General features: G+C 50.6%; 13 protein-coding genes. 7 read left to right on the plus strand and 6 right to left on the minus strand.

The annotated features are described in order from the left end of the window. The first annotated feature begins 9 nt into the window (after positions 1 to 9). From oppB to oppF, 4 genes are all read left to right on the plus strand, one after another. A complete protein-coding gene (gene oppB / locus ABT56_RS13390) occupies positions 10 to 930 on the plus strand; it encodes an oligopeptide ABC transporter permease OppB (protein WP_047879395.1) in 921 nt (306 codons plus the stop codon). A 14-nt stretch (positions 931 to 944) separates the two neighbouring features. Next, entirely contained in the window at positions 945 to 1,856 is a 912-nt protein-coding gene (gene oppC / locus ABT56_RS13395) for an oligopeptide ABC transporter permease OppC (protein ID WP_047879519.1), read from the plus strand. 67 nt (positions 1,857 to 1,923) lie between these two features. Then, positions 1,924 to 2,889 (plus strand): ABC transporter ATP-binding protein, encoded by a 966-nt coding sequence (gene oppD / locus ABT56_RS13400; RefSeq protein ID WP_047879396.1) that lies wholly within the window; start codon positions 1,924 to 1,926, stop codon positions 2,887 to 2,889. Continuing rightward, positions 2,889 to 3,878, plus strand: coding sequence for a murein tripeptide/oligopeptide ABC transporter ATP binding protein OppF (gene oppF / locus ABT56_RS13405; protein ID WP_047879397.1), 990 nt, complete (start codon positions 2,889 to 2,891; stop codon positions 3,876 to 3,878). The genes oppD and oppF overlap by 1 nt, the downstream gene beginning before the upstream one ends. Before the next feature lie 71 nt (positions 3,879 to 3,949). Here the strand turns inward: oppF and ABT56_RS13410 are convergent, their stop codons facing one another. From ABT56_RS13410 to rluE, 5 genes are all read right to left on the minus strand, one after another. After that, positions 3,950 to 5,086: a ribosomal protein uL16 3-hydroxylase gene (locus ABT56_RS13410; protein ID WP_047879398.1), complete on the minus strand. Its 1,137-nt coding sequence runs from the start codon at positions 5,084 to 5,086 to the stop codon at positions 3,950 to 3,952. Positions 5,087 to 5,260: 174 nt separating this feature from the next. Continuing rightward, entirely contained in the window at positions 5,261 to 6,631 is a 1,371-nt protein-coding gene (purB, locus tag ABT56_RS13415) for an adenylosuccinate lyase (RefSeq protein ID WP_047879399.1), read from the minus strand. Positions 6,632 to 6,757: 126 nt separating this feature from the next. Next, entirely contained in the window at positions 6,758 to 7,375 is a 618-nt protein-coding gene (gene hflD, locus ABT56_RS13420) for a high frequency lysogenization protein HflD (protein ID WP_047879400.1), read from the minus strand. A gap of 14 nt (positions 7,376 to 7,389) precedes the next feature. Then, positions 7,390 to 8,505: a tRNA 2-thiouridine(34) synthase MnmA gene (gene mnmA, locus ABT56_RS13425; RefSeq protein WP_047879401.1), complete on the minus strand. Its 1,116-nt coding sequence runs from the start codon at positions 8,503 to 8,505 to the stop codon at positions 7,390 to 7,392. A 286-nt stretch (positions 8,506 to 8,791) separates the two neighbouring features. Then, positions 8,792 to 9,433 carry a 23S rRNA pseudouridine(2457) synthase RluE gene (gene rluE, locus ABT56_RS13430; RefSeq protein WP_047879402.1) on the minus strand — a complete coding sequence of 214 codons (642 nt, stop codon included), beginning with the start codon at positions 9,431 to 9,433 and terminating at the stop codon, positions 8,792 to 8,794. 145 nt (positions 9,434 to 9,578) lie between these two features. On the opposite strand from rluE, the gene icd reads away from it, so the two are divergent. Further along, positions 9,579 to 10,832, plus strand: a complete 1,254-nt coding sequence (gene icd, locus ABT56_RS13435) for an NADP-dependent isocitrate dehydrogenase (protein WP_047879403.1) — start codon at positions 9,579 to 9,581, stop codon at positions 10,830 to 10,832. A gap of 397 nt (positions 10,833 to 11,229) precedes the next feature. Here icd and cspD read toward each other — a convergent pair whose 3' ends face one another. After that, positions 11,230 to 11,451: a cold shock domain-containing protein CspD gene (cspD, locus tag ABT56_RS13440; RefSeq protein ID WP_047879404.1), complete on the minus strand. Its 222-nt coding sequence runs from the start codon at positions 11,449 to 11,451 to the stop codon at positions 11,230 to 11,232. A 481-nt stretch (positions 11,452 to 11,932) separates the two neighbouring features. Here cspD and clpS point away from each other — a divergent pair, with 481 nt between their 5' ends. Together clpS and clpA are read left to right on the plus strand one after the other, a co-directional pair. Continuing rightward, positions 11,933 to 12,253 carry an ATP-dependent Clp protease adapter ClpS gene (clpS, locus tag ABT56_RS13445; protein ID WP_047879405.1) on the plus strand — a complete coding sequence of 107 codons (321 nt, stop codon included), beginning with the start codon at positions 11,933 to 11,935 and terminating at the stop codon, positions 12,251 to 12,253. Between the two features lie 48 nt (positions 12,254 to 12,301). Then, positions 12,302 to 14,566, plus strand: coding sequence for an ATP-dependent Clp protease ATP-binding subunit ClpA (gene clpA / locus ABT56_RS13450; RefSeq protein WP_047879406.1), 2,265 nt, complete (start codon positions 12,302 to 12,304; stop codon positions 14,564 to 14,566). Positions 14,567 to 14,668: the final 102 nt, after the last annotated feature.

Below are 14,668 nucleotides of genomic sequence, written 5' to 3' on the forward strand. Positions count from 1 at the left end.
GTGGAGTTTATGTTTAAATTCATCGCAAAACGGATTTTTGAAGCGATCCCTACCTTATTGGTGTTGATCACCATTTCGTTTTTCCTCATGCGTTTTGCTCCGGGTAACCCATTTTCAAGTGAACGGCCGCTTCCTCCAGAAGTGATGGCCAATATCGAAGCCAAATATGGTCTTGATAAGCCGGTGTTAGAGCAATACACCACCTATCTGGGCAACATTGTCCAGGGGGACTTTGGCCCATCATTCAAGTACAAGGATTTTACGGTTAATGAGCTGGTGTCTAAGGCTCTGCCTGTCTCGGCCCAAATCGGCTTTTTTGCTTTTATCTTTGCTCTCGTCATGGGGGTGACGGTCGGTACGATTGCCGCCTTGAAGCAAAATAGCTGGATAGACTACTGCATCATGTCGACCGCCATGGCCGGGGTCGTGATGCCCTCGTTTATATTGGCCCCCGTTCTTATCTATATCTTTTCGATTAATTTGGGTTGGTTGCCTGCAGGCGGCTGGAATGACGGCTCCGTGAAGTACATGATGCTGCCGATGATCGGGATGTCGCTGCTGTATGTGGCTACCTTTGCCCGTATTACCCGCGGCAGCATGATCGAAACCCTCAACAGTAACTTTATCCGCACGGCTCGCGCCAAGGGATTGAGCTATCCGCGCATCATCATCAAGCATGCCCTCAAGCCGGCCATGCTGCCAGTCGTATCCTACATGGGGCCTGCATTTGTCGGCATCATTACCGGTTCGGTTGTGATCGAAACGATTTTCGGCCTGCCGGGGATTGGAAAGCTGTTCGTCAACGCCGCCTTTAACCGAGATTACTCGCTGGTATTGGGTATCACGATATTGATTGGCTCGCTGACCATTATCTTCAACGCCATTGTCGATATCGTATTGGCCTACATTGATCCAAAGATCCGTTACTGAGGGACTGACTGATGATGCTAACAAAGAAAGAAAACGTCGAAGCCATTAGCAAGTTCTCGGATCAGCTTGAGATTGAGGGACGTAGCTTGTGGCAAGATGCCCGGATCCGCTTTATGCGCAACCGAGCCGCGATGGTGAGCTTAACCATCCTGTTTCTGATCACGCTGGCGGTGATCTTCGGCCCGATGTTCAGCAGCTACGCATTTGACGACACCGACTGGTATGCGCTTCATGCAGCACCGAGCCTAGGAGCCGATGGCCATTTCTTCGGGACTGATAGCTTGGGGCGTGACCTGTATACCCGGACCTTGGTGGGTGGCCGAATCTCCCTAATGGTGGGGATCCTCGGGGCGTTGGTTGCAGTGGTCATTGGTACTTTGTACGGTGCGGCTTCAGGGTTTATTGGCGGGCGCACGGACCGGATCATGATGCGCCTGCTCGAAATCCTTTACTCGATTCCGTTTATGTTTTTCGTGATTGTGCTGGTGACCTTTTTTGGCCGTAATATCATGCTGATCTTCGTGGCCATCGGGGCGATTTCCTGGCTCGATATGGCGCGTATCGTCCGTGGGCAGACCTTGTCCCTGCGCAGCAAGGAGTTCATCGAGGCGGCCCATGTTTCAGGTGTGAGCCAGTGGCGGATCATTACTCGCCATATTGTGCCGAACGTATTGGGTATTGTGGCGGTGTACTCAACCCTGTTGGTACCGTCGATGATTTTGACCGAATCTTTCCTCAGCTTCCTTGGCTTGGGGGTTCAGGAACCAATGACCAGCTGGGGTGCGCTGCTGCAAGAGGGCTCCCAGACAATGGAAGTGGCGATATGGCAGCTGTTGTTCCCGGCCGCTTTCATGGTGGTCACCCTGTTCTGTTTTAACTACGTGGGTGACGGTCTGCGTGACGCACTGGATCCGAAAGACAGGTAACCAAGGACTCGCCGCCGGCCAGCGTCAAGTTGGCAGGCCGAAGGTGGAAAAAGAATAAGGAAGTAGTATGAGCCTATTAGATGTCAAAGATCTGCGTGTTGAGTTCAAAACTCAGGATGGCATTGTCACCGCAGTTAATGACCTGAATTTCGCCCTAGATAGGGGTGAGACACTGGGTATTGTTGGGGAGTCCGGTTCGGGAAAAAGCCAGACGGTATTTGCCATTATGGGCCTGCTGGCCAAGAACGGCATGATTGGCGGTAGCGCTAAGTTCGAAGGGCGTGAAATCCTCAATTTGCCAGAGAAAGAGCTGAACAAGATCCGCGCCGAGCAGATCGCGATGATTTTCCAAGACCCGATGACATCCCTTAATCCCTATATGAAAGTCAGCGATCAGCTGATGGAGGTGCTGATGCTGCACAAGGGGATGGGCAAGGACGAAGCTTTCGAGGAAAGCGTGCGGATGCTAGAAGCGGTGAAAATTCCCGAGGCCCGCAAGCGGATTAATATGTACCCCCATGAGTTTTCGGGCGGGATGCGTCAGCGGGTAATGATCGCCATGGCGTTGTTATGCCGTCCTAAGTTGCTTATTGCCGATGAGCCGACAACGGCTTTGGATGTGACGGTTCAGGCCCAGATCATGGAGTTGCTCAATGAGCTTAAGAGTGATTTCAATACTGCCATTATTATGATCACCCATGATCTCGGGGTGGTCGCCGGAAGCTGTGACAAGGTGCTGGTGATGTATGCCGGGCGCACCATGGAGTACGGCAAAATCAATGAGATTTTCTACCAGCCATCGCACCCGTATACCGAAGGGTTGCTCAAGGCGATCCCGCGGTTGGATACTGAAGGGGAGGAGTTGCCGACGATTCCGGGCAACCCGCCCAATTTACTGCGTCTGCCAGTAGGCTGTCCTTATCAGGAGCGATGCCACCGCGTCGGAAGCCGCTGCCAGCAGGAAGCACCGGAGCTGAAGGCGTTTGCCGAAGGGCGCTTGCGCGCATGTTTTTCTGATGTGGGGACGTGGTAATGGAAATGCAGAAAAAGCTATTGCTGGATATTAAAGATCTCAAAGTTCATTTCAATATTGCCCAGAAGTCGGCATGGCCGTGGACCAAACCATTGACGCTAAAGGCGGTGGATGGGGTCGATATTCGCCTGTTCGAGGGCGAGACCTTGGGCGTGGTAGGCGAGTCAGGTTGCGGTAAGTCCACCTTTGCTCGGGCCATTATAGGCTTAGTTGAGGCAACGGCGGGTAATGTGGTTTGGCTGGGCAGTGATCTGACGACGTTGGATCATAAGGCGATGCGTGAAACTCGCAAGGATATCCAGATGATATTCCAAGATCCGCTGGCGTCTTTGAATCCGCGGATGACGGTCGGGGAGATTATTGCCGAGCCGCTGAAAGCCTACTTCCCGACTATGCCCGCCGATGATGTGAAGGCACTGGTACGTGAAATGATGACCAAGGTTGGCTTGCTGCCTAACGTGATCAACCGTTACCCGCATGAGTTCTCAGGGGGGCAGTGCCAACGTATCGGGATCGCGCGGGCGCTGATTATGAAGCCTAAGCTGATTATCTGTGACGAGCCGGTATCGGCGCTGGATGTATCGATTCAGGCGCAGGTGGTGAATTTGCTTAAGTCATTACAAAAGGAGATGGGGCTGAGCTTGATCTTTATTGCCCACGACTTGTCGGTGGTGAAGCATATTTCTGATCGGGTGTTGGTGATGTATCTGGGCAATGCCGTCGAGATGGGTGAGGCATCGGCACTGTTTAGCGATCCTAAGCACCCGTACACCAAGGCCTTGATGTCTGCTGTGCCAATTCCGGATCCAGATTTGGAGCGCAATAAGCATATCGAGTTGCTGGAAGGGGAGCTGCCATCGCCGATGAATCCGCCATCGGGTTGTGTGTTTCGAACTCGCTGTCCGGTCGCCTCGGCTGAATGTGCGCAGCAAAAGCCGCAATTGAGCGGGGGGGATATCCATTCGGTTTCGTGCCTGAATGTTCATTGATTAAAGCCTGTGACAGGCTTAAGCGCGGCTGTAGTAGCCGCGCTTTTTTTATCGTGTTACCGCGCGGAAGGTTAGTCTTCGTTCGGGTACCAGTAGCCTTGGTTGACCAACTGGGTCAGCAGGGCAATGAAGGCGGGATTGTCGATAAGCTTGCCGAGCTGGCTACGCGTGATTGCTTCTTCGTCACATAGGTAGCTGGCCGCAATGGCACACTCTTCTGGCAGTTCGTAGCTTTCCCCGTTGATGAATAGGACATTGGCCTGCTCTGGGTAGTAGAAAGCCCGCAGCCCACCGAGACGCTTGATGGCTTCGCCACTGTCGAGCAACTGGTAGATTTCAGCTGCCTGCCAAGGCGGCTCTGCGGCGACGATGTCAAGATCGTGACGGCTGTTGCTGAGGTGCTCGCCAAGCCACTGTTTCATCATCTCTGGATGGTCGAGTAGGCTGCGCATCATGGTTTCCATTGCGTTGAACTCGTCGGCCATGATGGCACCGCACGCTTTGCGCGCTGGCAGATCCGGATTGTGGTAGTGAACATCGCCGATATCGTTGGCAATAACAAAATCGGCAAAGCTGCTCAGCAATTCCTGTTTTTTCGGCGAACGGAAGCCAACCGAGAAGCTCATCGATGTTTCGATGGCATAGCCGTCGTGCGGGAAGCCCGGTGGGATATAAAGGATGTCACCAGGCATCAGGATATCATCGATGATTGGGTCAAAGCCTTTGATTTGGCGCAGCGCCGGATGGCCGAATTCTTCTTCGTAGTCATCTTTTTTCGGGCCGACTCGCCAGTGGCGCTTGCCGGAACCTTGAATGATGAATACATCATATTGGTCAATGTGCGGGCCAACGCCACCGCCCGGTGTGGAGTAGCTGATCATCAGATCATCGAGTAGCCAATTTGGCAGCTGGCGGAAAGGCGTGACTAGCTGTGCTGCGCCTTCATGCCAGTGGTTGACGGCTTGGACAATGAATGACCAGTTGTCTTCCGGTACGTTGTCAAAGCTGAGCGGGCCGTGCTTTACGTCCCATTCCTTGCCGTGTTTGGCGATATAGCGAGAATCGATTTCTTCTTCCATCGCCAGACCGGCGAGTTCGTCTGGACTGATAGGGTCGATGAAATCTTTGAACCCACCTTTGATAATGGTCGGTTTTTTCTGCCAGTATTCGGCAAGAAATTCGTCAAACGAGAAGGTGACTTGATACATAGGAGCTTCTTTATTATTGCTATAAGGATAAGTATACCCGAGCCGTGCGACGGTGAAGGCCAAAGTACATTTGTGTACGCAGGCTTGGGCTGGCAGGAATATCGGCAAGTATTAAATGCCAAAAAAAAGGCCAGCGCAAGGCTGGCCTTAGAGGTATTCTGATTTCAGATAGCTTTACAGCTTGTCAGTCAGCTTGATGGCATCACCAATGTAGTTGGCAGGTGTCATCTCTTTCAGGCGTACTTTTTCGTGTTCTGGCAGCTCAAGGCCATCGATGAAGGCACGCATGCCTTCGCCGTCAACACGCTTGCCGCGAGTTAGCTCTTTCAGCTTCTCGTATGGCTTCTCGATGCCGTAACGACGCATAACTGTCTGAACTGGCTCTGCCAGTACTTCCCAGTTCTTGTCTAGTTCCGCTTCTAGTGCCGCCTGGTTAACTTCTAGCTTGCTGATGCCTTTTAGCGTTGAGGTGTAGGCGATGATTGCATAGCCACAGCCAACACCCAGGTTACGCAGAACGGTTGAGTCAGTCAGGTCACGCTGCCAGCGTGAAACAGGCAGTTTCTGTGCCAGGTGGCCGAAGATCGCATTGGCTAGACCAAGGTTGCCTTCTGAGTTTTCAAAGTCAATTGGGTTAACTTTGTGCGGCATGGTTGATGAACCGATCTCGCCGGCAATAGTCTTCTGCTTGAAGTGACCCAGAGCAATGTAGCCCCAAACGTCGCGGTCGAAATCAAGCAGGATAGTGTTGAAGCGCGCAATGGCATCAAACAACTCTGCGATATAATCGTGCGGCTCGATTTGGGTTGTGTATGGGTTCCAAGTAACGCCTAGCGACTCGGTGATGAACTCTTCGCTGAACTGGTGCCAGTCAACGTCAGGGTAAGCAGACAGGTGGGCGTTGTAGTTACCCACGGCACCATTGATTTTCGCAAGAATTTCAACGTTGGCAATTTGCTTGTACTGACGTTCCATACGGTACGCAACGTTCGCCATTTCTTTACCCATGGTTGATGGGGATGCTGGCTGACCGTGGGTACGGGACAGAAGAGGAATATCGCGGTATTCGTTAGCAAGGCCCTTGATAGCATCGATAACGTTGCGGATTTCCGGAAGGATCACTGTTTCACGCGCTTCGTTAAGCATCAATGCGTGAGAGGTGTTGTTGATGTCTTCAGAGGTACAGGCAAAGTGGATGAACTCGTTTACCGCATGTAGCTCAGGCACTTCCGCCACTTTTTCTTTCAGGAAGTATTCAACCGCTTTTACATCGTGGTTAGTCGTGCGCTCAATTTCTTTGATACGCAGGGCATCTTGTTCGCTGAATTCAGCAGCAATGCGGTCTAGGAAGGCATTGGCTTCGTCGCTGAATGCAGGGACTTCCGCGATAGCATCAGTAGCGGCCAGTTTCTGTAGCCAGCGGATTTCAACGATTGTACGGTATTTTAGCAGACCAAATTCGCTGAAGATGCTGCGCAGTGCAATCGTTTTACTTCCGTAGCGGCCATCTACTGGGGAAACAGCAGTCAATGCTGACAGTTCCATGTTGCTCTCTCCTGATTAATTTTGTTAATACAAGGTGTCAATTTGCTCCCTTGCGAAAACAGTGCAAGGGAAAGAAAAAAGGTGCCGGTCTAGCCGGCACAATAAAATAGCTAAAGCAACCGTGGCTTAGTTGCGGGCCAGCAGGATTTTCGCCTGCTGAACCATCTGTTTGCGACCAAAGAGGATATGACGGCGTTTGCCGCCAACCTGACGCCACAACACTGCCGAGCGAATGGCGGCCAGTAGCAGGGCGCGCACTTTGTGCTGGACGCTCTGCTGCTGAAGTTGTGCCGGTGTGCCGGTAACTTGGATCCGAGGGCCTAGCGGGCTGATGATATCGAGATAGATGCTGGCAAGATTGCTGATCATCTGATCTTCCATCAGATCGAAGTGAACGACTTGGCGTTTGGCGGTATCAATGCGATCACCGAGTTGGGCCATGCAGTCACGACGCGAGGCAAGTTTTCGCTCCAGTGCCATGACACTGATTAGGTAGCGAGTCAGTTCATTGCCTGATGGCGAGTTGTCAATTTCGGCAGCCAAAGTTTCCAATCCGATACGCAAGTTTGCTTCGCTGCCGAAAATGTCAATGGTATTGGCCGGGTTGGTCGCCATGATGCTTTTCAGGCAAGCTTCCAGCGCGTCATCATCACAGTGGCCATCGCGGGCTACTTTTTGGACGAGCTTGGCAGCCTGGCAAATGCCGGCAAATGCAATAGTACGGTCATAAACAGTGTATGCCACGTGCGTCAACTCCCTTAGATACGCTTTTCGATAATGCCGCCGCCCAAGCACACTTCGTCTTTGTAGAAGACGGCTGACTGGCCAGGGGTAACAGCAATTTGCGGCTCGTCAAAGATCACCTTGATGGTTTCGTCATCCACAGGGATGACGGTACAAGGGATATCCTGCTGGCGGTAACGGGTTTTCACCGTGCACTGGAACGGTTCGCGTACCGGCAGGCGGTCAACCCAGTGTAGCTGGGCTGCAATCAAGCCGTCAGACTTCAGGCGAGGGTGATCTTTACCCTGGCCGACAATCAGCACGTTGCGTTCAACGTCTTTGTCTACCACATACCACGGATCTTCATGTCCGTTGCCGCCTTTCTGGCCACCAATCAGCAGACCTTTGCGCTGACCGAGTGTGTGGTACATCAGGCCTTGGTGCTCGCCAATCACTTTGCCATCGTCAGCCGTTTCAATGTTGCCTGGCTGAGCTGGCAGGTATTTACTTAGGAATTCTGTGAACTTGCGCTCGCCGATAAAGCAGATACCGGTTGAGTCTTTTTTCTTGGCGGTGATCAAGCCTTGCTCTTCGGCAATGCGTCGCACTTCTGGTTTCTCTAGTTCGCCGACAGGGAACAGGCTACGGCTGATTTGCTCATGGCTCAGCGTATAGAGGAAGTAACTCTGATCTTTGTTGTTGTCGACGCCGCGTAGCATTTGTGGTTTTTCACCTTCCGCGGTTGGGAAGCTACGGCGGGTGTAGTGACCCATCGCGATATAGTCGGCTTCTAGCACTTCATCGGCAAATTCGAGGAAGGCTTTGAATTTGATTTCTTTGTTGCAAAGAATATCTGGGTTAGGTGTACGGCCTGCCTTGTATTCTGACAGGAAGTATTCGAAAACATTGTCCCAGTATTCAGCCGCGAAGTTAATGGTATGCAGCGGGATACCCAGTTTGTCACATACAGCTTGCGCGTCAGCGAGATCTTCGGCTGCCGAGCAATATTCATCGTTGTCGTCTTCTTCCCAGTTCTTCATGAACAGGCCTTCAACTTGATAGCCCTGTTGAAGAAGCAGGTACGCGGAAACCGAGGAATCTACACCGCCGGACATGCCGACAATGACTTTTTTCTGGCTGTTATCTGACATATTTATCTTCAGTCGTTAATAGAGTTAAGAGCGTAATTCTAACAGAAAGCTTTTTGCTGAAACAGAGCGAGAGCCTAATCACACTTTATAAATTTAACTGACTTGGAAAAAACATTTTAGACAGGGAGTTTCCGCCCTGACGCAAACGTTTGCTTTCGGGCGGCAATGATAGTGTAGCTATGACCAAAAGTGTAGTATTTTCCATTCGAATATAGAAAAAATTACAATTTTTCTTGGCATTCCAGCTCATGTTGAGCTGGGATCGTGGCCGATCCCAGTGGGAGGGCTAGGCTTGCCCTAGGGTTACTTCGCGCCATTCACCAGGGGCAAGATCATCGACTGTCCAGTCGGCCATTTGGTAGCGGATCAGACGCAAGGTCGGGTGGCCGATATGGGCTGTCATCCTACGAACTTGGCGGTTACGTCCTTCTTGGAGAGTAATGGCGAGCCAGGTTGTTGGAATATTCTTGCGTTCGCGAATAGGAGGTACACGCTCCCAGACTTGTGGGTCATCGATGACGACGACGCCCGCAGGCAGGGTCGGCCCGTCCTTGAGGGTAACCCCGTTGCGTAAGGCATTAAGACTTTCTTCGCTCGGGCTGCCCTCGACCTGAACCCAGTAGGTTTTTGGCTGCTTGGACTTAGGTTGGGTTAGGCGTGCCTGCAAGATCCCGTCGTTGGTCAAAACCAGCAGTCCTTCGCTGTCCTTGTCCAAACGACCGGCCGGATAAACGTCTTTTACCGGGATGAAATCCGACAATGTCTGATCGCCCGGTTCGCCGGTGAACTGGGTCAAAACGTTAAATGGTTTGTTAAATAAAATGATTTTTTGTGGCCCGCGAGGTCGGCGCGGCTGATTGGGCTTTCTTGATGCTCGGCGCGCATTATTAGAACGTTTGGGTTGACGCGTAGCGGTGTTTCGATTCATAAATAGCGTGTTATATAGGGATGTTAAGGTGATTAGACAGGCATATTATACGCGAAAAACACCTTGTGTGGCGCTTCGATAAAATTTCAAGTATTATTTGCGCGCATCTTACAAAAAGATAACAAATGGACGCTAGGAGATTTAAATGGATAGTAAAGTAGTTGTACCAGCTGAAGGTCAGAAAATCGCATTGGATTCTGAAGGTAAACTGGTCGTTCCTAATAACCCGATCATTCCCTACATTGAAGGTGATGGTATCGGCATAGATGTAAGCCCTGCAATGATCAAAGTTGTCGATGCGGCCGTGAACAAAGCCTACGCTGGCGATCGTAAGATTGCTTGGATGGAAATCTATACCGGTGAAAAATCTACTCAGGTTTACGGCGAAGACGCCTGGCTTCCACAAGAAACGCTTGATTTTATTCGTGAATATAAAGTCGCGATCAAAGGTCCGCTGACTACGCCTGTTGGCGGCGGTATCCGTTCGCTAAATGTCGCCTTGCGCCAAGAGCTTGACCTGTATATTTGTGCCCGCCCAGTGCGTTATTTCGACGGTGTGCCTAGCCCGTTGAAACATCCTGAGCTTACCGACATGGTTATCTACCGTGAAAACTCGGAAGACATCTATGCCGGGGTTGAATTCAAAGCCGGTACCGCAGAGGCGGATAAGGTGATCAAGTTCCTTTGCGAAGAAATGGGTGCTACCAAGATCCGATTTCCGCAGCAGTGCGGTATTGGCATTAAACCGGTATCCGAAGAAGGTACCAAGCGCTTGATCCGTGCGGCACTGCAATACACGATTGACAATGACCGTGATTCTTTGACCCTTGTCCACAAGGGCAACATCATGAAGTTCACCGAAGGGGCCTTCAAAGATTGGGGCTATGAAGTGGCTGCTGAATTCGGTGCCGAGTTGCTTGACGGTGGTCCGTGGATGACCCTGAAGAACCCGAATACCGGCAAGGAAATTGTCATCAAAGACAGCATTGCAGATGCATTCTTGCAGCAAATCCTGTTGCGTCCGGCCGAGTATGATGTGATTGCCACGATGAACCTTAACGGTGACTACATTTCCGATGCGTTGGCGGCACAGGTAGGCGGCATTGGTATCGCTCCCGGGGCCAATATCGGCGATGGCGTTGCTCTGTTCGAAGCGACCCACGGTACTGCGCCTAAGTACGCAGGGCAGGATAAAGTGAATCCTGGCTCATTGATTCTGTCTGCTGAAATGATGCTACGCCATCTCGGTTGGGTAGAAGCGGCTGATCTGATTATCAGCGCGATGGAAGCGGCTATTAGTAACAAGACGGTGACTTACGATTTCGAGCGTCAGATGGAAGGTGCGACACTGCGCAAATGTTCTGAGTTTGCCGATGATATGATTGAGCAAATGCAGTAAGTACAACGGGTAGCCTCGATGCAATAGCATTCAAAGCCTGGCGATTACGCCGGGCTTTTTCGTATCAGGAGGCTACGGGTGCATAGTCGGTGCAAAGAGGGGATGTAGTTGGTGCCAAGTATAGGGACTGTGCTCGTGTTGATAATGGCAATGCGATAGAGGAATGTAGCCGTCAGCAAGGTTCGAGAAAGAGCTATAAATCACACAGAGCTGTGAATATATTGTTAACTCTGTCGTTAGTGGTTGCGATATTTACCATATTCATAATTTATTCAAAGTGTGAATATGGTTACACAGATGGGGAGGTCGATGAGGGGCAAAGCGAGCAAGTGGCCCGCTTTGAGAGTTGCTGAGAATGGCGAGATAATCGCGTCACTCTCGTCAAGGTATGGAGAGGTTATTTAGCCATATCCCCTTCAAGAGGGACTATTTCCTTGGCATGGTAACCTTTAGGGCCTGATTCCACGGTATAGTTGACCTGCTGGCCAGCCTTCAGTGTTCGGTAACCATCCATCTGGATCGTCGAGTAGTGAGCAAAAATATCACCCTCTCCTGTTTCTGGGCAGATAAAACCGAATCCTTTGGCGTTATTGAACCATTTAACTGTACCTGTTGCCATGCTTACATCCTTCTTTGCATTCAAGTTCCATTTTGCATTTTCTTGCTATCTCTTTTTAACATGAGTTGCATACTAATGCTAATTTGATGCAGTGATTACCTACTACAGGTTACACTTTAGTAAAATTGCATAGACAGTCAAGTGCATATGTTAACATTTATATAGCATGATGAGCGGTTTGAACAAATATTGCGAAAAGCGAATATCTCGGTGTTTGGCTCTGCGTAGAATCATACGGTTGCTACCGAGGTGTTATCTTGGGTGACGTGTCATGGTTTGCATAATATCGCACCGGATCACGCCGTGGAGGCTGTTAATGTCGGCTTTGTCATAGTCATCTTTGATTTGCTGGAATACAATGTCTGCATTAGTCTGAATATAGAGATAAGGGAAGTGCGGGCCATTTTAGCTGGGACAAAATCAAAGTCTTAAGTTATTGAATTTGTTCTGGCTATCCTTATCGCACAGGTAGTTTAAGGTTATGAGTAAGCTATACGAATGGATCATTCCTGACTCAGATGTACTTGAGGAAGAGGCGACCCAGGTTAAACCACCATCGATGTACAAAGTAATTTTAAATAATGATGATTACACACCGATGGATTTTGTGATAGAAGTGTTACAGAAGTTCTTCTCCATGGATTTGGAGAAATCAACACAGTTGATGCTCACTGTGCATTACGAAGGGAAAGCGGTTTGCGGTACCTTCACTGCCGAGGTTGCAGAAACCAAGGTGGCTCAAGTGATGATGTACGCAAGAGAGCATGAACATCCGCTACTGTGTACGATGGAAAAGGCCTAGGCTTTTTTTCGGCACGCCATTTTGAGTGGTATTTAGGGGAGGTGCCTTATGCTAAACAAAGAACTTGAAGCTAGCTTGAACGCGGCGTTTGCGCGGGCAAGAGAAAAGCGCCATGAATTTATGACAGTGGAACACCTGTTGTTGGCGTTACTGGAGAATGCAGCAGCCCAAGAAGCACTGCTAGCATGTCGAGCTGATCTAGATAAGCTCCGCAAAGAACTTGATTCATTTATTGAACAGACAACTCCTTTGATCCCCGCTGATGACGAAAGCCGGGAAACACAACCCACACTCAGCTTTCAGCGTGTTCTGCAGCGTGCCGTGTTTCATGTTCAGTCGTCAGGCCGCAGCGAGGTCACTGGGGCCAACGTGCTGGTGGCGATTTTCAGCGAGCAAGAATCCCATGCGGCGTATTTGCTCAAGAAGAGCGATATCAGCCGCCTTGATGTGGTGAACTTCATTTCTCACGGAACGGTCAAAGATAGCGACAACGATGATCTTCATGGGCAGGATGTCGGCGGTGACGAGCCCCGTGCTGAGCATAACAATGAAGACAAGCTGGAGAACTTCGCGACCAACTTGAACCAATTGGCCCGTGCTGGCGGTGTTGACCCGTTGATTGGACGTGATAGTGAACTAGAACGTACGGTACAGGTGTTGTGCCGCCGCCGTAAGAATAATCCGCTGCTGGTAGGTGAGGCTGGCGTCGGCAAAACAGCCATCGCCGAAGGGTTGGCATGGCGTATTGTTGAAGGACAGGTGCCGGACGTTATCAAAGATTGCGTGATCTACTCGCTGGATATCGGTTCGTTGCTTGCGGGCACTAAGTACCGTGGTGATTTTGAGAAGCGCTTCAAGGCCATTCTCAAACAGCTGGAAAAAGAAGAGCATGCCATCCTGTTTATCGATGAGATCCACACCATCATCGGTGCGGGTGCCGCATCGGGCGGGCAGGTAGACGCCGCTAACTTGATTAAGCCGCTGTTGAGCAACGGTAAGCTGCGCTGCATGGGTTCGACGACCTACCAGGAATACAGCAACATTTTTGAGAAAGAGCGTGCCCTGTCTCGCCGCTTCCAGAAAATTGATATTGTTGAACCATCGCTTGATGACACCACAAAGATTTTGATGGGGCTGAAGCCGAAGTACGAAGCCCACCACGAAGTGCGTTTTACCAATAAAGCAATCCGCGCTGCGGTTGAGCTATCGGCAAAATACATTAATGAGCGCCACCTGCCGGATAAGGCTATTGATGTGATCGATGAAGCCGGTGCCCGCTGTCGCTTGGCGCCTGCTAGCCGACGTAAGAAAACGGTTAACGTTAGCGATATCGAGGCAATGATTGCCAAGATGGCACGTATTCCTGAGAAATCCGTTTCATCGAGTGATCGTGATGTATTGCAGAGCCTCGATGACAAACTCAAGATGCTGGTGTTTGGTCAGGATCCTGCCATTGATGTACTTACCGAAGCGATCAAGCTCAGCCGTGCTGGCCTAGGTGATGAGCATAAGCCTGTGGGTTCGTTCCTGTTTGCGGGCCCTACAGGGGTTGGTAAGACAGAAGTTACTGTACAGCTGGCCCGTACTCTGGGTATCGAGCTGCTGCGCTTTGATATGTCCGAATACATGGAGCGACATACAGTTAGCCGTCTGATCGGTGCGCCTCCTGGCTATGTTGGTTACGATCAGGGTGGTTTGCTGACTGATGCCGTGATCAAGCATCCGCATTCCGTGGTACTGCTTGATGAGATCGAAAAAGCGCACCCAGATGTCTTCAACTTGCTGTTGCAGGTAATGGATAACGGTACGCTGACTGACAACAATGGTCGCAAGGCTGACTTCCGCAATGTGATTTTGGTGATGACCACCAACGCCGGTGTGGCTGAGACAGTACGTAAATCTATCGGTTTGATCCAGCAGGATCACAGCCATGATGCGATGTCTGAAATCAAGCGCGTGTTTACGCCGGAGTTTCGTAACCGTCTAGACAGTATTATTTGGTTCAACCACTTGGAGAAAGATGTTATTTCTCTGGTTGTCGACAAATTTATTGTCGAGCTTCAGGCTCAGCTTGATGCCCGCGGCGTGTCGATGGAAGTCTCGTCGGTTGCCCGTGAATGGTTGTCAAACAAAGGCTATGACAAAGCGATGGGCGCTCGCCCTATGGCACGAGTCATCCAAGACAACCTGAAGAAACCATTAGCTAACGAACTGTTGTTCGGGGCATTGGTAAATGGTGGAGCGGTGCGTGTCGACCTAGTTGATGACAAGCTGGAGTTTCAGTTCAGTAGCGAACCAGAGCCAGCTCATTGATTTGACAAACCATTGATGGGCATTTGCCAGCCGTAAGAAAAATAACCGCCGTATGGCGGTTATTTTTTTATCTGGGTAATACCAGAATGCACGGTGATTTTA

The sequence above is a fragment of the Photobacterium aquae genome, from assembly GCF_001029445.1.
Classification (GTDB): Bacteria; Pseudomonadota; Gammaproteobacteria; order Enterobacterales; family Vibrionaceae; genus Photobacterium; species Photobacterium aquae.